The sequence below is a fragment of the Pseudomonas sp. W2I6 genome, from assembly GCF_030815935.1.
Lineage (GTDB): Bacteria > Pseudomonadota > Gammaproteobacteria > Pseudomonadales > Pseudomonadaceae > Aquipseudomonas.
In genome coordinates this window covers 4,739,241-4,761,853 of sequence record NZ_JAUSXJ010000001.1, presented here as the reverse complement: position 1 = coordinate 4,761,853, position 22,613 = coordinate 4,739,241, and the positions used below count along the sequence as shown (strand labels likewise).

Annotated in this window: 22 protein-coding genes; 16 read left to right on the top strand and 6 right to left on the bottom strand. The window is 59.5% G+C overall.

The window, feature by feature from the left end:
- Positions 1-54 precede the first annotated feature (54 nt).
- Positions 55-510 carry a DUF721 domain-containing protein gene (locus QF039_RS21940; RefSeq protein WP_008432358.1) on the bottom strand — a complete coding sequence of 152 codons (456 nt, stop codon included), beginning with the start codon at positions 508-510 and terminating at the stop codon, positions 55-57.
- A gap of 305 nt (positions 511-815) precedes the next feature.
- On the opposite strand from QF039_RS21940, the gene secA reads away from it, so the two are divergent.
- The 3 genes from secA to QF039_RS21925 all read left to right on the top strand — a co-directional run bounded on the left by secA (position 816) and on the right by QF039_RS21925 (position 5,877).
- Positions 816-3,551 carry a preprotein translocase subunit SecA gene (gene secA, locus QF039_RS21935; RefSeq protein WP_307520666.1) on the top strand — a complete coding sequence of 912 codons (2,736 nt, stop codon included), beginning with the start codon at positions 816-818 and terminating at the stop codon, positions 3,549-3,551.
- 122 nt (positions 3,552-3,673) lie between these two features.
- Positions 3,674-4,891 carry a bifunctional glutamate N-acetyltransferase/amino-acid acetyltransferase ArgJ gene (argJ, locus tag QF039_RS21930; protein WP_177041498.1) on the top strand — a complete coding sequence of 406 codons (1,218 nt, stop codon included), beginning with the start codon at positions 3,674-3,676 and terminating at the stop codon, positions 4,889-4,891.
- Positions 4,892-4,932: 41 nt separating this feature from the next.
- A complete protein-coding gene (locus tag QF039_RS21925; protein ID WP_307520664.1) occupies positions 4,933-5,877 on the top strand; it encodes a Nudix family hydrolase in 945 nt (314 codons plus the stop codon).
- Positions 5,878-6,025: 148 nt separating this feature from the next.
- Here QF039_RS21925 and QF039_RS21920 read toward each other — a convergent pair whose 3' ends face one another.
- From QF039_RS21920 to QF039_RS21910, 3 genes are read right to left on the bottom strand one after another with little or no spacing between them, the layout of a single operon-like run.
- A complete protein-coding gene (locus tag QF039_RS21920; protein ID WP_003209781.1) occupies positions 6,026-6,604 on the bottom strand; it encodes a cob(I)yrinic acid a,c-diamide adenosyltransferase in 579 nt (192 codons plus the stop codon).
- 2 nt (positions 6,605-6,606) lie between these two features.
- Complete coding sequence (locus tag QF039_RS21915) at positions 6,607-8,643, bottom strand: ATP-binding protein (RefSeq protein ID WP_003209782.1); 2,037 nt, start codon at positions 8,641-8,643, stop codon at positions 6,607-6,609.
- A 46-nt stretch (positions 8,644-8,689) separates the two neighbouring features.
- The gene (locus QF039_RS21910; RefSeq protein ID WP_177051405.1) at positions 8,690-9,607 is read right to left on the bottom strand and encodes a putative 2-dehydropantoate 2-reductase; all 918 of its coding nucleotides are present in this window, start codon (positions 9,605-9,607) and stop codon (positions 8,690-8,692) included.
- 126 nt (positions 9,608-9,733) lie between these two features.
- Here QF039_RS21910 and QF039_RS21905 point away from each other — a divergent pair, with 126 nt between their 5' ends.
- Together QF039_RS21905 and QF039_RS21900 are read left to right on the top strand one after the other, a co-directional pair.
- Complete coding sequence (locus QF039_RS21905) at positions 9,734-10,219, top strand: YajQ family cyclic di-GMP-binding protein (RefSeq protein WP_003209785.1); 486 nt, start codon at positions 9,734-9,736, stop codon at positions 10,217-10,219.
- Positions 10,220-10,353: 134 nt separating this feature from the next.
- Positions 10,354-11,196 (top strand): mechanosensitive ion channel family protein, encoded by an 843-nt coding sequence (locus tag QF039_RS21900; protein WP_003209787.1) that lies wholly within the window; start codon positions 10,354-10,356, stop codon positions 11,194-11,196.
- A 191-nt stretch (positions 11,197-11,387) separates the two neighbouring features.
- Here QF039_RS21900 and QF039_RS21895 read toward each other — a convergent pair whose 3' ends face one another.
- Positions 11,388-12,659: an OprD family porin gene (locus QF039_RS21895; RefSeq protein ID WP_003209790.1), complete on the bottom strand. Its 1,272-nt coding sequence runs from the start codon at positions 12,657-12,659 to the stop codon at positions 11,388-11,390.
- 883 nt (positions 12,660-13,542) lie between these two features.
- Between QF039_RS21895 and QF039_RS21890 the strand changes: the two genes are divergently transcribed.
- Complete coding sequence (locus tag QF039_RS21890) at positions 13,543-13,968, top strand: HIT domain-containing protein (protein ID WP_307520655.1); 426 nt, start codon at positions 13,543-13,545, stop codon at positions 13,966-13,968.
- A 3-nt stretch (positions 13,969-13,971) separates the two neighbouring features.
- The gene (locus QF039_RS21885) at positions 13,972-14,178 is read left to right on the top strand and encodes a SlyX family protein (protein WP_003209796.1); all 207 of its coding nucleotides are present in this window, start codon (positions 13,972-13,974) and stop codon (positions 14,176-14,178) included.
- A gap of 85 nt (positions 14,179-14,263) precedes the next feature.
- On the opposite strand, the gene QF039_RS21880 is transcribed toward QF039_RS21885, so the two are convergent.
- On the bottom strand, positions 14,264-14,866 hold the full coding sequence (locus QF039_RS21880) for a cold-shock protein (RefSeq protein WP_003209798.1): 603 nt from the start codon (positions 14,864-14,866) through the stop codon (positions 14,264-14,266).
- Between the two features lie 428 nt (positions 14,867-15,294).
- Here QF039_RS21880 and QF039_RS21875 point away from each other — a divergent pair, with 428 nt between their 5' ends.
- From QF039_RS21875 to ybgC, 9 genes are all read left to right on the top strand, one after another.
- Positions 15,295-15,768, top strand: a complete 474-nt coding sequence (locus QF039_RS21875; RefSeq protein ID WP_003209800.1) for a Dps family protein — start codon at positions 15,295-15,297, stop codon at positions 15,766-15,768.
- A 209-nt stretch (positions 15,769-15,977) separates the two neighbouring features.
- Complete coding sequence (locus QF039_RS21870) at positions 15,978-16,331, top strand: ribbon-helix-helix domain-containing protein (protein ID WP_043225921.1); 354 nt, start codon at positions 15,978-15,980, stop codon at positions 16,329-16,331.
- A gap of 218 nt (positions 16,332-16,549) precedes the next feature.
- Entirely contained in the window at positions 16,550-16,771 is a 222-nt protein-coding gene (locus tag QF039_RS21865) for an FmdB family zinc ribbon protein (protein WP_003209804.1), read from the top strand.
- A 108-nt stretch (positions 16,772-16,879) separates the two neighbouring features.
- Positions 16,880-18,655, top strand: coding sequence for an aspartate--tRNA ligase (aspS, locus tag QF039_RS21860; RefSeq protein WP_003209808.1), 1,776 nt, complete (start codon positions 16,880-16,882; stop codon positions 18,653-18,655).
- A 151-nt stretch (positions 18,656-18,806) separates the two neighbouring features.
- Entirely contained in the window at positions 18,807-19,553 is a 747-nt protein-coding gene (locus tag QF039_RS21855) for a YebC/PmpR family DNA-binding transcriptional regulator (RefSeq protein ID WP_003209810.1), read from the top strand.
- A 155-nt stretch (positions 19,554-19,708) separates the two neighbouring features.
- Positions 19,709-20,233 (top strand): crossover junction endodeoxyribonuclease RuvC, encoded by a 525-nt coding sequence (ruvC, locus tag QF039_RS21850; protein WP_003209812.1) that lies wholly within the window; start codon positions 19,709-19,711, stop codon positions 20,231-20,233.
- A gap of 115 nt (positions 20,234-20,348) precedes the next feature.
- On the top strand, positions 20,349-20,960 hold the full coding sequence (ruvA, locus tag QF039_RS21845; RefSeq protein ID WP_003209814.1) for a Holliday junction branch migration protein RuvA: 612 nt from the start codon (positions 20,349-20,351) through the stop codon (positions 20,958-20,960).
- Positions 20,961-22,019, top strand: coding sequence for a Holliday junction branch migration DNA helicase RuvB (gene ruvB, locus QF039_RS21840; RefSeq protein ID WP_003209815.1), 1,059 nt, complete (start codon positions 20,961-20,963; stop codon positions 22,017-22,019).
- 138 nt (positions 22,020-22,157) lie between these two features.
- Entirely contained in the window at positions 22,158-22,613 is a 456-nt protein-coding gene (gene ybgC, locus QF039_RS21835) for a tol-pal system-associated acyl-CoA thioesterase (RefSeq protein ID WP_008432379.1), read from the top strand.

Here is a 22,613-nt window from a genome sequence, read left to right as displayed (position 1 = left end):
TGACACGCCACCTTCGCGAGCAAGCTCGCTCCCACACTTGGTTCTGCGCCGGTCTCAGGTTTTGGGTTTGGCGTGAGCGGCCAGCCGCTCCAGCGCAGCGCGTAAATTCGGATCGGTAATCCCGTCTGCCGTGGCCTGAATGGTTTCGGCGGCGATTTCCGACAAATCCATCGTATGCCCCACCGCGCCTTGCGGCACGGTCGGCGGTTGCACCTTGAACTGGATGCGCGTCAGGCTGGCGAATTCGTCGAAGGCCATCAATTGGCGCTGCAAACGTTTTTGCTGGTAGCGCAGGCGCGTCGCCCAATGGCCGTCGGTGACAATCAGCAGAAGATTGCCCTCGCGCCACGAGGCCACATGGCAGTGTTCGCGAGCGGCGGGCTGCAGTTGGCTTTCTACCAGGCGTTGCAGATGACCAAGGCGTTGCGCATGGCCGAAGATGGCTTTTAAAGGCTTGGCTTCGCGAAGCAACACGGCGGGAGCTCGGGCCGTAAGAGGGCGAAATGCCATGACTAGACACCTTAAGTAACAGAGAGGCCATGGTAGCAGAAAGCGTCTGCGACACCGCCGCCATTGCATTACCGGCAGTTTATCCATTAAATCAACGAGTAACTTATTGCCCGAATGGGTTGAAGTTCAGCAAAAAGCCCTTATTTTAAACAAGCCCTCCAAGAGCGCCGTGCCAGCATCGTGGAATAACGCCACTTTCCTCACCCACGTTTCCGGGTAGAATGCTCGTTCGCATGCGGCCGTGAGGGCTGCTCGGGCGACTCACGGGGCGCCCTCCATCCCTATGTGTGGAAGAACCTGCCGATATGTTTGCGCCTTTGTTAAAGAAACTTTTTGGAAGCAAGAATGAGCGCGAAGTCAAACGCATGCTCAAGACGGTGCAGCTGGTCAATGCCTTCGAAGAGCAGATGGTTGCCCTTTCGGACGAGCAATTGCGCGCCAAGACCGAAGAGTTCAAGGCCCGCATAGCCAAAGGTGAAACCCTCGACAAGCTGCTTCCCGAAGCCTTTGCGGTCGCCCGCGAAGCCGGTAAGCGTGTCATGGGCATGCGCCACTTCGACGTCCAGTTGATCGGCGGCATGACCTTGCATGAAGGCATGATTGCCGAAATGCGTACCGGTGAAGGCAAGACCCTGGTAGCTACCCTGGGCGTTTACCTCAACGCATTGTCCGGCAAGGGCGTGCACGTTGTGACGGTGAACGACTACCTCGCCCGCCGGGATGCCAACTGGATGCGTCCGCTGTACGAATTCCTCGGCCTGACGGTCGGCGTTGTCACGCCGTTCCAGCCGCCGGAAGAGAAGCGCGCCGCCTACGCTGCCGACATCACCTACGGTACCAACAACGAATTCGGTTTCGACTACCTGCGCGACAACATGGCGTTCAGCATGGAAGAAAAATTCCAGCGCGAACTCAATTTTGCCGTGATCGACGAAGTCGACTCCATCCTGATCGACGAAGCCCGTACCCCGCTGATCATTTCCGGCCAGGCCGAGGACAGCTCGCGCCTGTACACCGAGATCAACAAGCTGATCCCGCGCCTTGAGCAACACATCGAGGAAGTGGAAGGCGTGGTGACCAAAGAAGGTCACTTCACCATCGACGAGAAGACCCGCCAGGTCGAACTCAACGAAGCCGGTCACCAGTTCGTCGAAGACATGCTGACCCAGATCGGCCTGCTGGCTGAAGGCGAGAGCCTGTACTCGGCGCACAACCTGGGCCTGTTGACCCACGTGTATGCCGGCCTGCGTGCCCACAAGCTGTTCCATCGCAACGTTGAATACATCGTGCAGGACGGCCAGGTCGTACTGGTCGACGAACACACCGGTCGTACCATGCCGGGTCGCCGTTTGTCGGAAGGCCTGCATCAGGCGATCGAAGCCAAGGAAGCCCTGAACATCCAGGCTGAAAGCCAGACCCTGGCCTCGACCACCTTCCAGAACTACTTCCGTCTGTACAACAAACTGTCCGGCATGACCGGTACAGCCGACACCGAAGCGTTCGAATTCCACCAGATCTACGGTCTGTCGGTGATGGTTATCCCGCCGAACAAGCCGCTGGCGCGTAAAGACTTCAACGACCTGGTGTTCCTGACCGCCGACGAGAAATACGCTGCAATCGTCGCCGACATCAAGGAATGCATGGCCCAGGGCCGTCCAGTGCTGGTGGGTACTGCCACCATCGAAACTTCCGAGCACATGTCCAGCTTGCTGGCCAAGGAAGGCATCGAGCACAAGGTCCTCAACGCCAAGTTCCACGAAAAAGAAGCCGAGATCATTGCCCAGGCCGGTCGCCCGGGCGCACTGACCATCGCCACCAACATGGCCGGTCGTGGTACCGACATCCTGTTGGGCGGTAACTGGGAAGTGGAAGTTGCGTCCCTGGACAACCCGACCGCTGAGCAGATCGCGCAGATCAAGGCCGACTGGCAGAAGCGCCACCAGCAAGTGCTGGAGTCCGGCGGCTTGCAGGTGATCGCGTCCGAGCGTCACGAATCGCGCCGTATCGACAACCAGCTGCGTGGTCGTGCCGGTCGTCAGGGTGACGCCGGTTCCAGCCGTTTCTACCTGTCCCTGGAAGACAGCCTGATGCGCATCTTCGCCTCGGATCGGGTGAAGAACTTCATGAAAGCCCTGGGCATGCAGTCCGGTGAAGCGATTGAACACCGCATGGTGACCAACGCCATCGAGAAAGCCCAGCGCAAGGTAGAAGGCCGTAACTTCGACATTCGTAAGCAACTGCTTGAGTTCGATGACGTCAACAACGAACAGCGTAAAGTGATTTATCACATGCGTAACAGTTTGTTGGCCGCCACCAACATCGGCGAGACCATTGCCGATTTCCGCCAGGACGTGCTCAACGCCACCGTCAGCGCCCATATCCCGCCACAGTCCCTGCCTGAGCAGTGGGATGTTGCCGGCCTGGAAGCTGCGTTGAAGAGCGACTTCGGTGTCGACTTGCCGGTCCAGCAATGGCTCGACGAAGACGACCACCTGTACGAAGAAACCCTGCGCGAGAAGCTCATGACCGAGCTGCTGGCCGCGTACAACGAGAAAGAAGAGCAGGCGAGTGCCGAAGCACTGCGCACCTTCGAGAAGCAAATCGTACTGCGTGTGCTGGACGACCTGTGGAAAGACCACCTGTCGACCATGGACCACCTGCGTCACGGCATCCACTTGCGTGGCTACGCCCAGAAGAACCCGAAGCAGGAGTACAAGCGCGAGTCGTTCACGCTGTTCTCCGAACTGCTGGATTCGATCAAGCGCGATTCGATTCGTGTGCTGTCCCACGTTCAGGTGCGTCGCGAAGACCCGATCGAGGAAGAAGCCCGCCTGCGTCAGGAAGCCGAGGCACTGGCTGCGCGCATGCAGTTCCAGCACGACGAAGCGCCTGGTCTTGAGGCTCCGGAAGTATTGGGTGAAGAGGTCGATGTGGCCCTGGCCCAGGCCCCGGTGCGCAACGAACAGAAGCTGGGCCGCAACGAACTGTGCTGGTGCGGTTCGGGCAAGAAGTTCAAGCACTGCCACGGCGAAATCAACTAAGATTTTCGCCTGACGCTGCAACACCCCCGCGCCGCGACCGGCATCAGCCGTCGCGGCGTTTTGCCATTTCGTCACCGTCGATAGCGACGGGGTACACACCCAATATTTTTAGGAGCGCATTCATGGCTGTTGGTCTTGGTCCTTTGCCCACGTTGCACCCGGTTGCCGGTTTTGAACTCGGTATCGCTTCGGCGGGCATCAAGCGCCCGGGGCGCAAGGATGTGGTGGTGATGCGCTGTGCCGAAGGCTCGACCGTCGCGGGTGTGTTCACCCTGAACGCGTTTTGCGCCGCTCCCGTGATTCTGGCCAGGCAGCGTGTCGAAGGCCCGGTGCGTTACCTGTTGACCAACACCGGCAATGCCAACGCCGGGACCGGCGAGCCTGGCCTGGCCGCCGCTGCCCGCACCTGCGCCAAGCTGGCGGAGCTGACCGGCGTAGACGCCAGCCAGGTGCTGCCGTACTCCACCGGTGTGATCGGTGAGCCGCTGCCGGTAGAGAAAATCGAAGGCGCGCTGCAAGCAGCGCTGGATGACCTGTCGGTGGATAACTGGGCGGCTGCGGCTACCGGGATCATGACCACCGATACTCTGCCAAAAGGCGCCAGCCGTCAGTTTGTGCACGAAGGCGTGACCGTTACCGTCACGGGCATCAGCAAAGGCGCCGGCATGATTCGCCCGAACATGGCGACCATGCTGGGCTATATCGCCACCGACGCCAAAGTCTCCCGTGACGTGCTGCAAAACCTGATGCTCGACGGCGCCAACAAGTCCTTCAACCGCATCACCATCGACGGCGACACCTCGACCAACGATTGCTGCATGTTGATCGCCACCGGCCAGGCTGACCTGCCGGAAATCACCTCGTCCAACGGCGCGTATTTCGCAGCGTTGAAGCAGGCCGTGTTCGAAGTGTGCATGGACGTGGCCCAGGCCATCGTGCGCGACGGCGAAGGCGCCACCAAGTTTGTGACGGTTGAAGTCAACGGCGGCGGTAACCACCAGGAATGCCTGGATGTCGGTTACACCGTGGCTCACTCGCCGCTGATCAAGACCGCGCTGTTTGCCTCCGACCCGAACTGGGGCCGTATCCTGGCCGCTGTGGGCCGTGCCGGCGTGCCGAACCTGGACGTGAGCAAGATCGACGTGTTCCTCGGCGAAGTGTGCATCGCCAGCCGTGGCGCCCGGGCCGAGACGTACACCGAAGCCCAGGGTTCGGCGGTGATGCAGCAGGAAGAAATCACCATCCGTATCGAATTGGGTCGCGGTGAGTGCAGCGAAACCATCTGGACCACCGACCTGTCCCACGAGTACGTGAAGATCAACGCGGAATACCGCACCTGATACCAGGCAGGTCTTCAAACCGATTCAGAGGAAATAGTGCGGTGAAACGAGTTCATGTAGCAGCAGCGGTCATCCGGGGGGTCGACGGCAGGATTCTGCTGGCGCGCCGCGCCGATACCCAGCATCAGGGCGGCCTCTGGGAGTTTCCCGGTGGCAAGGTGGAGGCCGATGAGTCGGTCGCTATCGCGCTGTCCCGTGAATTGCAGGAGGAGCTGGGCATCCAGGTCACGGCGGCTCGCCCGTTGATCAAGGTGCAGCATGATTACCCGGACAAACAGGTGTTGCTGGATGTCTGGGAAGTCTCGGCCTTTACCGGCGAGCCCCACGGTGCCGAAGGCCAACCCCTTGAGTGGGTGACCCAGCGGGACCTTCCGAACTATGAGTTTCCGGCAGCCAATGCGCCGATCGTTGCGGCGGCGCGTTTGCCGGCTGACTACTTGATCACTCCGGGCGAGCTGGAGACACCCGTCCTGCTGCGCGGTATTCAAAAAGCCATCGCTGGTGGCATCAAGCTGGTTCAGCTGCGTGCCCCCAACGGTTACGACCCCAAGTACCGTGACCTGGCGGTGGACGCCGTGGGCCTGTGTGCGGGCAAGGCGCAACTGATGCTCAAGGGGCCGTTTGAATGGCTGGGGGATTTTCCCGCGGCCGGCTGGCATATGACCTCGGCGCAACTGCGCAAGTACGCCAGCAAGGGACGTCCTTTGCCGAAGGATCGCTGGTTGGCGGCGTCTTGCCACAATGCTGAGGAATTAGCCTTGGCGGAGTTGATGGACGTGGATTTCGTCACCTTGTCGCCGGTGCAGCCGACCCAGACTCATCCTGATGCCGAGCCGTTGGGCTGGGAGCAGGCGCAGCAGTTGATCAGTGGGTTCAGCAAGCCGGTGTTCTTGCTCGGTGGGGTGGGTCCTGCTGAGCGGGAAAAGGCCTGGGAGGCTGGTGCTCAAGGTGTGGCGGGGATTCGGGCGTTCTGGCCTGAGGTTTAGGCATAGCCCTGGCGAGTGGCCAGGGGAACTGTTGTGGCGAGGGAGCTTGCTCCCGCTGGAGTGCGCAGCGCTCCCGCTTTTTTGGGGCCGCTACGCAGCCCAGCGGGAGCAAGCTCCCTCGCCACAGGTTGCAATCGGTCAGTAAACATCAGTGCGGCTTTGCCGCCGCCTGCCACAAGATCTCTGCAACGCCCTGGCGCTTGGCAATCACCCTGGCTGCCACAAAGAGCAAGTCCGACAGCCGGTTGATGTACGCCAACCCGACGCCTTCCAGCGGTTCCTGCGCATTCAGGTGCTGACACCGGCGCTCCGCACTGCGAGCCAGGCTTCGGCATACATGGGCCTGGGCAATCAACGCCGAACCACCCGGCAGAATGAAGTTCTCCAGCGGACCGACCTCTTCATTCCAGCGATCGATCGCTGCCTCAAGCCGGTCGACTTCCGCCGCGTTCAGCGCCTTGTACACCGGCATCGCCAATTCGCCGCCCAGGTCAAACAGACGATGCTGGCAAGGTGTCAGCACCTCGATCACATCCTTCAACGCTGGATGCTGCCCGCTTTGTTCCTCCAATCCCGCCAGCAACAAACCCAACTGGCTGTTCAGCGCATCCACCTCGCCAATCGCCTCCACCCGTGGATGGTCCTTGGGCACGCGGCGGCCGTCGCCCAGGCCGGTTTCGCCCTTGTCGCCGGTACGGGTGTAAATTTTCGACAGGCGAAAGCCCATGGTTAGCGCTCCAGTTGAGTGAGTTCGTTGGGTGGCAATTGGCTGCCCGCCAGGGGCAAGCGCAAGGTGAAACAGGTACCCTGGCCAAGGGTCGAATGCACTTCCATCTGCCCCTTGTGATTGTTGGTGATGATGAAATACGAAACCGACAACCCAAGCCCGGTGCCCTGGCCGATTTCCTTGGTGGTGAAGAACGGCTCAAACGTGCGTTTGCGCACGTTCTCGCTCATGCCGATGCCGTTGTCTTCCACCTGGATTTCTGCCCACGGCGGGTTGAGCCGGGTGCGCAGGATGATCCGGCCGGGCTCGCTGCCGTCTTCGCGCTGGTGAATCGCCTGGGCGGCGTTTTTCAGCAGGTTGAGCAGTACTTGCTCCAGTTCGTTGGCGGTGCCGGGGACCGGGCCCAGTTGCGGGTCGAACTGGCGGATGATCGCCTGGCCCTTGAAGTCGAAGCCGACGGTGAGGTCGAAGTCGTTGCCGGCAATTTCCACCGCCTGGTCGATCAAGGCCGGCAAGTCGCACGGCGCCATCTGCCGGTTGCTGCGGCGGCTGAAACTGAGCATGTGGGTGACGATTTTCGCCGCCCGGGCGCCAGCCTGCTGGATGCCGTCGAGCAACTGTGGCACTTCGCGGCTTTGCAGGTAGCGGTTGACCGAGTCCAGGTCGATGCCCGCCTGTTCGGCGTGCTCGAGGTTTTTCGGCAGTTCGTTGGACAACCGGCGGCGAATGTTCTGCACGTTATGCAGGATCGCTCCCAGCGGGTTGTTGATTTCGTGCGCCATGCCGGCGGCCAGGCCACCGACCGAGAGCATTTTCTCTGACTGCACCATCATTTCTTCCAGGGACAAGCGCTGGGTGATGTCGTCGATCCGGATCACCACGCCGCGTCCGGCACCGCCCATCAACGGATAGAAGGTCAGGGCGTAGTGCTTGGGTTCGTCATCCTTGACCCAGGTAACGCGCTCGATCCGCTCCACGGTGTGTTGCTCGACCGTGGCCTTGATCTGCGGCAGGAACGGCTTGAGCGGCTGGAAGGCGAGGAAGATCGGCTGGTTCAGTGCCTCGTCCAGGCGGGTCCCGGAAAGTGCGCTGGCTTCCTGGTTCCATTGGGTGACGTAGAGCTGTTCGTCGAGGGCGATCAGCGCCGAGGGCATCGAGTCGATGATGCTGTTGAGGTAGTTCTGGAAGCCGGTGAGCTTTTTCTCGATCTTGCTGCGCACCTGCACTTCCAGTTCCAGCTTGCGGTTGGTGTGGCGGGTTTCTTCCGCCAGGCCCTGGGCTTGATCGTAGGCGGCCTGGGAATCGTCCCGCGCGCGCTTGAGTTGCTGCTCACGGGCTTCAATGCGCGAAAGCATGGTGTTGAAAGCTTCGGCGAGGCTGCCGATTTCATCATGGTTGCCGCGACCGGCGCGCAGGGCGTAGTTCTCTTCCCGGGTGACCTGGCGCGACAATTCTTCCAGTTCATGGATCGGCCGGGTAATCAGGCGCTTGATCTGCCGGGCGATCACCAGCCACAGCAGCACGCTGAAGATCAGGATACCCAGGCTGGCGGTGAAGGTCCCGGTATAGAAAGCCACCGGCAGTTCGCTGCTGGCCACCAGCAGCAAGTGCCCGGACGGTTTGCCGGCACGGGGCAGGGTGATCACCTGGTTGCTGCGAAATTCGGTGGTACGCCAGGTTTCAATGTCCCGGAAATTATCTGGCAGGTGCAGGCGATTGGCATGTTGCAGCTGGGCCAGGCGCGTGCCATCTCCGTCGTATAAGGCCGCGGCCCGCAATGGCGAGTAGCTGGTCAGTTCATCCAGCAGGGTTTGCGCCTTGAGCGGTGAGTCCAGGGACTCGGCGGCGAGCGACGGGTTGGACACCAGCCGACCGATGGCCTGCAAGGCCTGGGGCGCCATGCTTTCCTGGGAGATCCAGTAGGCGGCGCTGATAAAGGTCAGGTTGGCCACCAGCAAGACGGTGGTCAACAAAACCAGCAGGGCCGCCAGCAGTTTTTGCCCAACCGGTAGATTTTCGAGACGCTGGCGCAGTGGCATCAAGGTTTTCGCTGCAAAGGAACAAGCAGGCAGGGTAGCGCGTGCTTCAGTCGCTGGGCAATCCGCGTGCAGACAGTTGCCGTACCAGGCGCGCCTGGAGTTGTTGCAGGTGCGGCAAGCTCAGTTGGTGGCGGGCGGCCGCCTGGCAGGCATAGCCCAGCAAATAGCTGATTTCGGTGCGTCGGGCACTGGCCACGTCTTGGTACATCGAGGAGTAATTGGCCGCCGTGGCCTGGATTACCCGTTCCACTTCGCTGTGCAAATCTTCTGCGGCAGCGGGTTGGCCGCAGCATTCCAGCAGGTCGGCGAGTTCGGCGCACAGGGTGGCCACTTCGCACTGATGGGCTTGCAGCTCGCCATTGCGACATTGGTAAAGCACGGTCAGCGGGTTGATGGCGCAGTTCAGGGCCAGTTTGCGCCACAGGCGGGTGAGGATGTCGGTGCTCCACTCATGGGGAATGCCGGCGGCTTGCAGGTCATCCAGCCACAGCGGCGGAGTAGGGTGCCGAGCATCCCCCAGCCAGGTGTAGCCATGGCCGGCAAACACTACTCGCCAGTCACTCTCGCGAAACGCGCCTTCGGTGCTGGAGGCGAAGATGCAGCGTGCCTGGGGCAGTTGGGCGGCGACTGCGTCCTGGCTGCCCAGCCCGTTTTGCAACAGGATCAGTTCGGCGTCCGGCACCAGTCGATGTTCCAGTTGTGCGACGGCTTCCTGGGCGTCGTAGGCCTTGCATGCCACCAGCAGGCGATGAATTGGCCCAGGGCTGTCGGAGGTTTCGCCGACGACCGGGTAGGTGTGGGCCACGCCTTGCTCGACCAGGGTCAGGCCATTGGCCGTCTGATAACTCGCCAACCGCCTGTGATCCCGCAGGATCAGGCGCACGGGCAGCCCGGCGCGGGCCAGGCGGGCGGCCCACAGTGTTCCGAGGCTGCCGGCGCCGAGGACGTGCCAGGTGGTCGACATCAGTTTTTACTCCGTAAGGCTGCCCGCAGTGAACGAGGCGAAAGAACCGCTATAATGCCCGGGCATTTTAGCCCGGGCGTGCTCCATCTCTACTGAGCCGCGCCCCTTTTTTATTGGAGAAATTACATGCCGTCGTTCGACGTGGTATCCGAACTGGACAAACATGAAGTCACCAACGCCGTCGAGAACGCCGTCAAGGAGCTGGATCGCCGCTATGACTTGAAGGGCAAGGGCAGCTTCGAGTTCAAGGAAAAGGAGCTGACCGTCAACCTGACCGCGGAAGCCGACTTCCAGCTGGAAGCGATGATTGAGATCCTCAAGCTGTCTCTGGTCAAGCGCAAGATCGATGCACAGTGCCTTGAAATCAAGGATGCCTATGCGTCCGGCAAGCTGATGAAGCAGGAAGCCGTGCTCAAGGAAGGCATCGACAAGGAGCTGGCGAAGAAAATCGTCGCTCACGTCAAAGACGCCAAGCTCAAGGTCCAGGCCGCCATCCAGGGCGAGCAGGTGCGTATCACCGGCAAGAAGCGTGACGATTTGCAGGAGGCCATTGCTGCCCTGCGCGCCAAGACCTTCGACATGCCGCTGCAGTTCAATAACTTCCGCGACTGAGTGGACCCCTCGGGAACCTGTGGACGTTTTTGACGTCCCACGCCCAGAACCTGCAGAAACGATTGAGCCCTTCGGGGCTCATTTGTTATGTGGGGATTGATAAGGCCGCACATCCGGCAAACAGGAGAATGTAGATGGATTTGAACGCTGAAGTGGATCACTTGATCAAGACCTCGGAGTCGTGGTTACCGATGATCATGGAATACGGCAGCCGATTTTTGCTGGCCGTGGTCACCCTGGCCATTGGTTGGTGGCTGATCAACGTCTTGACCCACCGGGTAGGGCGTTTGCTGGCGTTGCGTAATGCTGACCTGGCGCTGCAACACTTCATTACCAGCCTTGCGAACATTGCGCTCAAGGTCATGCTGGTGGTCAACGTGGCCTCGATGATCGGCGTCGCAACCACCTCGTTCGTTGCCGCGATCGGCGCCGCCACCCTGGCCATCGGCCTGGCCTTGCAAGGCAGCCTGGCGAACTTCGCCGGCGGCGTGCTGATTCTGTTGTTCCGTCCGTTCCGCATTGGTGACTGGATCGAAGCCCAGGGCACTTCCGGTACCGTCGACAGCATTCAGATCTTCCACACCGTGTTGCGCACCGGCGACAACAAGACGGTGATCATCCCGAACGGCAGCCTGTCCAACGGCCTCATCACCAACACCAACCGTCAGCCGACCCGCAAGGTGGTGTTTGACGTGGGGGTCGACTATGAAGCCGACCTGCAGAAAGCACGTGAAGTGCTGTTGGAACTGGCCAAGGATCCACGTGTATTGGCTGATCCTGCGCCGGCAGCGGTAGTTTCGACCTTGGGCGACAGTTCGATCACGGTATCCCTGCGAGTCTGGACCAAGACTTCGGATTACTGGGATGTGATGTTCATGTTCAATGAACTGGCACGTGACCGTTTGAAAGCGGCGGGGATTGATATTCCGTTTCCACAACGGGTTATTCGCGTCATGCAGGAAAGTGCTGGGAAGTAATAGTGTGACTGGATGATTAAACCTGGCCGATGTGTCAGGTTTGTTACGCAGGATTAAACTAGATAGTTAGCTTGCTAGTTATCCGGTTGTTGAGATTAAGTTGCAATAAAAAAGCCGCTCACTTGCGAACAAGTGAGCGGCTTTTTAGTTAGGGCCGAAACCCTAAGTCATCGTTGTAATCAAACTGCCAATTACAAGATGTTCAGCGGGTATTGCGCGATCAGACGCAGTTCGTCGATGGACGCCGAACCGTAGTACACACCATCGCTGGAGCGATAAGTGGCTTGACGCACGCGCAGGCTCAGGTCTTTTGCCGGGCCGCTCTGGATCACGTACTTGGCTTCGATGTCACGTTCCCACTCTTTGCCGTTCGAGGTGTCGGCGGTGTTGGCGCCGGTACCTTTGACGTAGCGAGTCATGAAGCTCAGGCCTGGTACGCCGAAAGTCGCCATGTTCAGGTCGTAGCGAGCCTGGAACGACTTCTCGTCTTCAGCGTTGAAGTCGGAACGAGCGATGGAGTTGGCAAGGAAGATCGTGCCGCCGCCGTCTACGCCGTAGCCGTAGTCACCGTCACCGCTGACCTTCTGGTAGGCCAGGGTAAAGGTGTGAGCCTGGATGGTGTACGCGCCTTGCAAGCTGTAGGCACGGTTGTCCAGTTTGGTGGTGCCGTCTTTCTCAGCCCGTTGCAGGCCAGCGCCATCACTTTTGGTGCTGTAGATGTTGAAGTCGACCGCCAGGGACTGCTCATTGCTGAGCGCATGGGTCCAGTTCAGGTTGGCGTAGGTTTTCTTCCAGTAGTCTTCGGTCTTCGCGTAGTAGAGGCTGGCGCTGACTTCTGGAGTCAGGGCGTAGACACCACCGATGAAGTCGGTTTTTGTCAGGCCCAGGCTGTCGCGGTAGGTCTGGGCTTGTGCCACGCTCGAAGTGAAGTGACCGCCTTCAAGTTTCAGGCCTTTGATCTCGTTGCTGGTCAGCGAGATACCCTGTGGCAATTCAGGCAGCAGACGGCTGTCATCGGAAGCGAATACAGGCGCGGTGGTGTACTGGTCGCCGATTTTCAGGACCGTATCGGAGATACGGAACTTAACTGCGCCGCCGCCCTTGGAGTAATCATCCTGAGCGCGACCGTCGGAGCCAGTTGGAAACAGGCCAGTGCCGGAACGACCCTTGCCGCTGTCCAGTTTGACGCCCAACAGACCGATGACGTCGACACCCACACCGATGGTGCCTTGGGTGAAGCCCGACTGGTACAGGCCGTTGAAGCCCAGACCGGTTTCGTCGACGCGGCTCTTGCCGGTGTCATTGTTACGGAAGTCGCGGCTAAAGTTCAGGAGGCGAGTGTTGATGCTGAAAGTGCTGTCTTCAACAAAGCCCTTGGAATCGTCCTGGGAGGACGCCATTGCGAACTGCGAGGTGCCTGCTGAAACAGCCAGGGCGATCATGCTCCACTTCATCACGCGCATCGTGATTTGCTCCTTTGGTTTTAGGAAGAGTACTGCCGTCCCACCTATATTTTTGTCTGGGCGGCTCTTTCTTTTTTGTGTCGGCGCAAAGTTATATCACGCAGACATTATTGACGATACTTGCACATCTATCCTTTCAGCTTCTTTACGGGCCTGTCGTAAATTGCTAGCTCCATGTCGCAAATTCACAGTCCACTTGTAACCGGACTGACAACTTCAATGCTGTTTTAAAACCTTGGAAGCGGGGTGGAAAAGTCACCCCTGAAAGTTTCAACTCATCCCTGTCAGGCATTGAACCGCTGTTATTTTCCGTCGCGAAACACCTGCTTCCCGCCGGTGCCGTTGTCGACGATATGGGTGTGAATGCAACAAGCGTGCACAAACCCGTAACCGAATGTGATTTTTTCGTGAAAAGTGTCAACGGCCTGTAAAAACCGCATAAGCACGGGCTTTTTACGCCGTTTGGTTTGGCCTTGACGCGCCTGCCGCACTTCGGTTCGGTGGCGCATAAAACCTGTACCAGAGCAAAACGTTACCGGTTCACCCCGTTCGGTGGGTAGTTGGCGGATCCCTTTGAAGCACAAATGGGTCATTTTGGTGCAGTGCTTCACTGACTGCGTTTCTGCTCCCGTTCAGCCTTCGCCTTTTGAAAGCCGTCTGGCTCAAGGTCTTGAAGCATGTTCCGCGTCCCGACTTTGACCGGAATTGGATACATTGGTCATTTAGCGTAGCTGAAATATTGGCCTGTCTCGAAATGGTGCGCTTTTTTTCGTGGCGTCCTGTTTGGGCGCGTATTCGGCCACGCGCATTCGCCGTGAAGCGACTGGCATTCGCAGGTATGCTGGGCGCCTGAAACCTGACCCGCCGAACGGGAGTGACTGCTGTGTTCGCCTTAGATCCACGTCTTCAACAAGACACCTTGCCTATCGGGGATTTCCCCCTGTGTCGGCTGCTGCTTTCCAATGACTCGAATTACCCCTGGTTCATCCTGGTGCCGCGCATTGACGGTATCAGCGAAGTGTTTCAACTGGATGTCGCCGACCAGCAGCGGGTGTGGCAGGAAAGCACGGCACTGGCACAGTGGCTGAACGAAGGGTTCGGCGCCGACAAAATGAATATCGGTGCCTTGGGTAATGTGGTCAGCCAGCTGCACGTGCATGTGATCGTACGCAAGCGCGACGACGCGGCCTGGCCTGCGCCGGTCTGGGGCAAGCACCCGGCGAGTCCCTACAGTGACGAGCAAGTGGTGGCAATTCGTGCGCGCCTGCGCGAGATCCTGCCGGCCGACTTCACGTTCCTGGAGGCTTGAGCCATGGATCTTCAAGCCCGTGTGACCGACCTGGAAAGCCGCCTGGCCTTTCAGGACGACACCATCGAGACCCTGAATGACATCCTAGTCACCCAGCAGCGTGCCGTGGAACGCCTGCAGTTGCAGATGACTGCGTTGCTCAAGCGCCAGGAAGAAATGGGCGGCCAGTTCGAGTCGTCCGAGGAAGAGGCGCCGCCGCCTCATTATTAATAAGGCAGGGGTTGAACCCCCGGGCATAAAAAAACCGCGATGCAGCGAGGCTGCATCGCGGTTTCTTTTTTTCGGGGTGCTGGAATCAGCGACGCGGCAATGCGGCGATCACATCTTCAGCTTGCAGCCCCTTGTCACGGTTCATGACGGAAAACTCCACGCGCTGGCCTTCCACCAGTACGCGATGGCCTTCGCCGCGAATCGCCCGGAAGTGGACGAAGATATCGTCGCCCGAATCCCGGGAAATAAAGCCGAAGCCCTTGGAGGTGTTGAACCACTTGACGGTCCCGGTATCCCGGTTGGTCATGTCGTAGCTTTGCGACGCAGCGGCCGGGGAGGAGCGGTAAAAACTGATGGCCAGATGAAGAACGATGGCTACCAGTGCTATTGCCAGGCTGAGCAGGACGGCCGGGTGGCCACCCACTTCAGGCATAGGCGCCAGCAGGGTGAGGGTTTGCACGACAACAGCCAGGACCAGCAGGGCGCTGACCAGGTTTTGCAGTTGATGACGCGGGCCTTTGTTCCAGTAAGGAATGACTGGAGCCAGTGTCAGGTTAAGAAGACCAAAGAAGGTCAGGTAGAGAGCGTCAGGTTGCTGCAGGTAAGGCAGGGTCTCTGATCGCAGGCTGGGGATAAAGGACAGCAGCAAAGCTGCAGCGCCCGTTAGCAGGTGGACGATTTTCAACATTTTGATTAACTCACGTTAAGACGGATCACAAGGAAGAGCTGACGGGCACGGTTCGCTTCTGAACAATGGGAGGCGTTGGGCACGTGCACGGGTATCAGCCTATGCCGCTTGCCGCGAAAAATATCGGCGGCGACACGCTGCCTATTTAACAGCAAAGCCTGTGCCTACTCAAATCAAGCATTTCAGGCTGTTACAAGGGGCACGGCATTTCTGCGTCAAACACTTGTCCTAGACAGGTGCAGGCTTTTTCGCAGGTGCTGGGTAATTTTTCCGGTAGCTGTTGAAGCCTTGCCTGTCGGGCAAGCCCGCTCTGCAAGGGGCGATTTGCCGCACCTCGAAAGGGTCAGCCAGGCTGCGCACGGCCGGCACTCTTGCTAGAGTGGTCCTGCACCTGATCAATGAATTTTTATCAATTGAAGGGGAAACACATGGCAATCGATATTGGTATCAGTGAAGAAGACCGTAAATCAATCGTTGATGGACTTTCGCGACTGCTTTCCGATACCTATGTACTTTACCTGAAGACCCACAACTTCCATTGGAACGTAACGGGGCCCATGTTTCGTACACTGCACTTGATGTTTGAAGAGCAGTACAACGAACTGGCGCTGGCGGTGGATTCAATCGCAGAGCGTATTCGTGCCCTGGGCTTTCCCGCGCCGGGTGCCTACTCGGTGTATGCGCGACTTTCTTCGATCAAGGAAGAAGAGGGTGTGCCAAGCGCTGAAGACATGATCAAGCAACTGGTCGAAGGCCAGGAAGCGGTGACTCGCACAGCCCGGGGTATCTTCCCGTTGTTGGATAAAGTCAGTGATGAACCGACGGCGGACTTGCTGACCCAGCGTATGCAAGTGCATGAAAAGACCGCATGGATGTTGCGTTCCCTGCTCGAAAACAAATAACACCGGTGGCGGGAGGGCGTCGAGCTGACGCCCCTCGCATGCCTGCTTTCCGGCGATTTCCGCGATTCCGCGAGCTTCCTGATACGCGCGTTGGCTTGTCCTACGGTGATCGGCTCCCTGTCTTCTGGCTGCACTTGTCGTCTTGATGTTTTATAGCTCAACGGCCAACGAGAACATGAGTGGCCGTCAGGCAATGGAGTGTCAAGTGTATGTCACGCGGAGCAGGTAATGGAGTTATGGAAACGTGCGGATTGCACAAGATAAAGGTAGATCCCTTTGCCAAGGGGTTCGATATGAACTTGGCCAGGCCATTGTCCCGATCAGTTCGGCTTAATGGTTTTTCGACGTGTTTGCGGCTCGAAGAGGTGTATTGGAATATCCTCGCGGAGATCGCCAGGATCAATACGTGTTCGGTCAGTGCGCTGCTGTCTTACGTGGACCGGGAAGTGCACTTGCGTTATGGCGGTGTAAAGAACTTCAGCGGTCTGGTCAGGGTAGTTTGCGTGGTGCATGTATTGAAAGGGCGGCTTGTCGCGCCCAGTGTCCAGCCGGACCCTGCATGAACCTTGTGCCGGGCGCCCGTCCCGGGATTGCCCCGGGTCGGGCGCCTGGCAGAAGCGTGCCACAGCCACCTATATAAAGAGCAGCGCGCCGCTACGGCTGCACAGCCTCGATTTACCAGATATAATCCCGGGCTTTGCTGCGCATGCCGGGACTTTCCCACGGGATAGAGCCAGGGCAGGGCGTGGCGCAGTAATGATCTGATCGCCGAGACATCTCCATGCCCATGTACGACTATCAATGCGCTTCCTGTGGTCATCAGTTGGAAGCCATTCAAAAGATCAGCGCAGCGCCGCTGGTCGATTGCCCTGCCTGCCAGGCTCCGGAGCTCAAGAAGATGTTGTCCATGCCGGGCTTTCGCCTGAGTGGCAACGGTTGGTACGAGACCGATTTCAAGACCGGTTCGAAGAAGAATCTGGCCGGCGGCGACAAAGCAGACTGAGTTGAACTCTACGCGCAGGCTCCTGCATTATCCGTCACCTGACTTAGCTGTACGGTGATGAGGCAGACCTCCACCGAATTTCGAATTACGAGAAGCGAAACCACTATCATGATGCGCAGCCACTATTGCGGCCAACTGAACGAGACCCTGGAAGGTCAGGAAATCACCCTTTGCGGATGGGTTCACCGTCGCCGCGACCACGGCGGGGTGATCTTCCTCGATATCCGTGATCGTGATGGTCTGGCCCAGGTGGTGTTCGATCCGGACCGCGCCGAGAGCTTCGCCGCCGCCGACCGCGTGCGCAGCGAGTACGTCGTGAAGATCACCGGCAAGGTTCGCCTGCGTCCGGCCGGTGCCACCAACGCCAACATGGCGTCGGGCATGATCGAAGTGCTGGGTTACGAACTGGAAGTGCTGAACGAGTCGGAAACCCCGCCGTTCCCACTGAACGAGTTCTCCGACGTTGGCGAAGAAACCCGCCTGCGGTATCGCTTCCTGGACCTGCGTCGCCCGGAAATGGCCGAGAAGCTGCGTCTGCGTTCGCGCATGACCACCAGCATCCGCCGTTTCCTGGACGAGAACGGCTTCCTCGACGTCGAGACGCCGATCCTGACCCGTGCTACCCCGGAAGGCGCCCGCGACTACCTGGTGCCGAGCCGCACCCACGCCGGTTCCTTCTTCGCCTTGCCGCAATCGCCACAGCTGTTCAAGCAACTGCTGATGGTTGCCGGCTTCGACCGTTACTACCAGATCGCCAAGTGCTTCCGTGACGAAGACCTGCGGGCCGACCGCCAGCCGGAATTCACTCAGATCGACATCGAGACCAGTTTCCTCGATGAAAAAGAGATCATGGGCATCACCGAGCAGATGATCCGCAACCTGTTCAAGGAAGTGCTGAACCTGGAGTTCGGCGAATTCCCGCACATGACCTTCGAAGAAGCCATGCGCCGTTACGGTTCCGACAAGCCGGACCTGCGTAACCCGCTGGAACTGGTTGACGTTGAAGACCAGCTCAAAGACGTCGACTTCAAAGTGTTCAGCGGTCCGGCCAACGACCCGAAATGCCGTATTGCCGCGCTGCGCGTGCCTGGCGCTGCGAGCATGCCGCGTAAGCAGATCGACGACTACACCAAGTTCGTCGGCATCTACGGTGCCAAGGGCCTGGCGTACATCAAGGTCAACGAGCGCGCCAAGGGCGTCGAAGGCCTGCAGTCGCCAATCGTCAAGAACATCCCTGAAGCCAACCTCAATGTGATCCTGGATCGTGTTGGCGCGGTTGACGGCGACATCGTGTTCTTCGGTGCCGACAAGTCGAAGATCGTCAGCGAAGCGCTGGGTGCACTGCGGATCAAGGTCGGCAACGACCTGAACCTGCTGACCTGCCAGTGGGCGCCGATGTGGGTTGTCGACTTCCCGATGTTCGAAGAAAACGACGACGGCAGCTTCAGCGCACTGCACCACCCGTTCACCGCGCCGAAGTGCACGCCGCAAGAGCTGGAAGCCAACCCGGCTGGCGCTCTGTCCCGTGCCTACGACATGGTGCTCAACGGCACCGAGCTGGGTGGCGGTTCAATCCGTATCCACCGCAAGGAAATGCAGCAATCGGTCTTCCGCCTGCTGGGCATCAACGAAGATGAGCAGCAAGAGAAGTTCGGCTTCCTGCTCGACGCCCTGAAATACGGCGCGCCACCCCATGGCGGCCTGGCCTTCGGCCTGGACCGTCTGGTGATGCTGATGACCGGTGCCCAGTCGATCCGTGAAGTGATTGCCTTCCCGAAAACCCAAAGTGCTGCCGACGTCATGACGCAAGCACCGGGTGTGGTGGATGCCAAGGCGCTGCGCGAGCTGCATATCCGTCTGCGCGAGACACCAAAGGCTGAGTAAGGCCGCAGCGTGAAAGCGCGATAAGGTTTTACATTGTCAGCTAAGGGCGCATCTTCGGATGCGCCTTTGCGTTACAAGGGCTGCACGTTAAAGAGGGAAGTCCCGCCTGGGGCGGGATCGACAGGTTTCTACAGAATTTCGGAGTTGTGTTATGGCTGGCCATTCCAAGTGGGCGAACATCAAGCACCGCAAAGAGCGTCAGGATGCCAAGAAAGGCAAGATCTTCACCAAGTGGATTCGCGAGCTGACCGTTGCCGCGCGCCAGGGTGGCGGTGACCCGGGTTCCAACCCGCGCCTGCGCCTGGCCCTGGACAAGGCCCTCGGCGCCAACATGAGCCGCGACATCATCGACCGCGCCGTGGCCCGTGGTGCCGGTGCGGCCGATACAGACGACATGGTCGAGTTGAGCTACGAAGGCTACGGCCCGGGTGGCGTGGCGGTGATGGTCGAGTGCATGACCGACAACCGCAACCGTACCGCGGCTGCCGTGCGCCATGCGTTCAGCAAATGTGGCGGCAACCTCGGCACTGACGGTTCGGTGGCCTACCTGTTTGAGCGCAAGGGGCAGATTTCCTTCGCGCCGGGCGTGGATGAAGATGCGCTGATTGAGGCGGCAATGGAGGCCGATGCCGACGACGTGGTGACCAACGAAGACGGCTCCATCGACGTGTTCACCTCGTTCGCGGGCTTCTATTCGGTGCGTAACGCCCTGGAAGCGGCTGGTTTCAAAGGCACCGACGCGGAAATCGTGATGCTGCCGACCACCAGCGCCGAGCTGGACCTGGACGGGGCGCAGAAGGTACTCAAGATGCTCGACATGCTTGAAGACCTGGATGACGTGCAGAACGTCTATTCCAATGCCGATATTCCGGAATCGGTGGCTGAACAGCTAGGCTGAAGGATGATGCAGATCTAATGTGGGAGCGGGCTTGCTCGCGAAGGCGGCGTGTCAGTCAGTCAATACGGTGACTGATACACCGCCTTCGCGAGCAAGCCCGCTCCCACATTTTGATCTTGGCTATATCAAGAATTTTTTATCCAACTGCAGGCGTTATGACTCTAATTCTAGGTATCGACCCCGGTTCGCGAATCACCGGCTTTGGCGTGGTCCAACAGACCCCGCGAGGCTGCGTGTACGTGGCGTCGGGCTGTATCCGTACCGGCGCCGGCGAGTTGGCCGAGCGCTTGCAGATCGTGTATCGCGGCGTGCGTGAAGTGATCCAGACCTATGGGCCAGTGACCATGGGCATCGAAAAAGTGTTCATGGCGAAAAACGCCGACTCCGCCCTGAAGCTCGGCCAGGCCCGCGGTGCGGCCATCGTGGCCGGAGCCGAGGAGGGCATGGAGATCGCTGAATACACCGCGACCCAGGTCAAGCAAGCCGTGGTCGGTACCGGTGCTGCCAATAAAGAGCAGGTGATGATGATGGTCATGCACATGCTCAAACTCACCGCCAAACCGCAAATCGATGCCTCCGACGCCCTGGCCATTGCCATTTGCCATGCCCATACCCGTTCCAGCCTGATGCCCCATGGCTTGGGGACCGCACGCAGTCGTGGCGGCCGGCTGCGTCTCTGATAGCATCAGCGCATTCATTCTGCGTGGGGTGCATGAACGGCCTGTGCTGTCGGCCGGCATGCCCGCGTTATTACCGGCCAGGCCTTGATTTGAGCCGATTCTTAAGGATTCGAACGTGATTGGACGCTTGCGCGGCACCCTGGCTGAGAAACAGCCACCGCACCTGATTCTGGATGTAAACGGGCTGGGTTATGAGCTTGAAGTGCCCATGACCACCCTCTACCGCTTACCGTCGGTCGGTGAACCGCTGACCCTGCACACTCACCTGGTGGTGCGCGAAGACGCGCAATTGCTCTATGGGTTCGTTGGCAAGCGTGACCGGGATTTTTTCCGTGAGCTGATCCGCCTCAACGGCGTGGGGCCGAAGCTGGCGCTGGCGCTGATGTCGAGCCTGGAAGTGGATGAATTGGTGCGCTGTGTGTCGGCCCAGGACACGTCCGCGCTGACCAAGGTACCGGGCGTTGGCAAGAAAACCGCCGAGCGCTTGCTGGTGGAGCTCAAAGACCGCTTCAAGGCCTGGGAGGTTGTGCCGAGCATGTTTGCCCTGGTGCCCAACCAGCCTGATGCGCCGGGTGTGCCGGTGGCCAGCGCTGAAAGCGATGCGGTCAGCGCGCTGATCTCCCTGGGCTACAAGCCGCAAGAGGCGAGCAAGGCCGTGTCAGCCATCAAGGACAAGAACCTGAGCAGCGAAGACATGATCCGCCGCGCCCTGAAGGGAATGATTTAAGTGATTGAAGCTGATCGTCTGATCGCGGCCACCGGGCCTCGTGATCGTGAAGAAATCCAGGACCGGGCGATTCGCCCCCTGAGCCTTGCCGAATACATCGGCCAGCCCACCGTGCGCGAGCAGATGGAGCTGTTCATCCAGGCCGCGCGCGGGCGCAGCGAGTCCCTGGACCACACGTTGATCTTCGGCCCGCCCGGCCTCGGCAAGACCACCCTGGCCAACATCATCGCCCAGGAAATGGGCGTGTCGATCAAGTCCACCTCCGGCCCCGTGCTGGAGCGCCCGGGCGACCTGGCGGCGCTGCTGACCAACCTGGAGCCCCACGACGTACTGTTTATCGACGAGATCCACCGGCTTTCGCCCATCGTCGAGGAAGTACTGTACCCGGCCATGGAAGACTTCCAACTGGACATCATGATCGGTGAAGGCCCGGCGGCGCGCTCGATCAAGCTCGACCTGCCACCGTTCACGCTGGTGGGTGCGACCACCCGTGCGGGCATGCTGACCAACCCGCTGCGAGACCGTTTCGGGATTGTTCAACGTCTAGAGTTCTATAGCACGGCGGATCTGGCCACCATCGTCAGCCGTTCGGCGAGCATCCTTGGCTTGCCCCTGGACCCGGAAGGCGCCTTTGAAATCGCCCGCCGCGCCCGTGGTACCCCGCGGATTGCCAACCGTCTGCTGCGCCGGGTGCGCGACTTTGCCGAAGTGCGGGCCAAGGGGCATATCACCAAGCCCGTGGCAGACCTGGCGCTGAACCTGCTGGATGTGGATGAGCATGGCTTTGATCACCAGGACCGGCGCCTGCTGTTGACCATGATCGAGAAGTTCGACGGCGGCCCGGTGGGCGTGGACAGCCTCGCCGCCGCCATCAGCGAAGAGCGGCATACGATTGAGGATGTACTGGAGCCGTATCTGATTCAGCAGGGCTACATCATGCGCACGCCAAGGGGGCGTGTGGTCACCCGGCATGCGTATCTGCACTTTGGGTTAAACATTCCGTCACGATTGGGCGAGATGCCCGTAGTAGACGAATTCCTCGATGCAGTAGACGATTAAAAACGCTTGGCGATTCGATTTATTCGGAGTTTGTGCTGTCCTAGTGGCTGGCGTCGTCATTCTTTCGTTAGAAATGTGCCACAGAATGAAAAACAGTTGCCTGGCCGGATTGGCAACCTGAGGAGTAAGCACTAGAGTATGCGCGCGCAAAACGGGGATCAGTCGTTCGCACATCGCTGTCGCGTTTATTACGAGGACACCGATGCTGGCGGCATCGTTTATTACGTCAATTACCTAAAGTTCATGGAGCGGGCTCGAACCGAGCGGCTACGGGAGCTGGGCTTTGCCCAATCCCAGCTGGCAGGGGAGGACCTGTTGTTTGTCGTGCATTCCAGCGAGGCGCGTTACCACGCGCCGGCGCGACTGGACGACGAGCTGCTGGTCAGCGCAGAAATAACCGAATTGAACCGTGCCAGCCTGCGCTTTAAACAGCAGGTCAGGCGGGCTACGGATGCAACGCTGCTCTGTGAGGGGCAGTTTCTGGTGGCCTGTGTTCGCACCAATAGTTTGAAACCCCGGGCCATTCCCGAAACTCTACGCGCGGCCTTTGCCGGCGTGAGCGGCGCGGGTAAACATTCAGAGCAGGAGATTTAG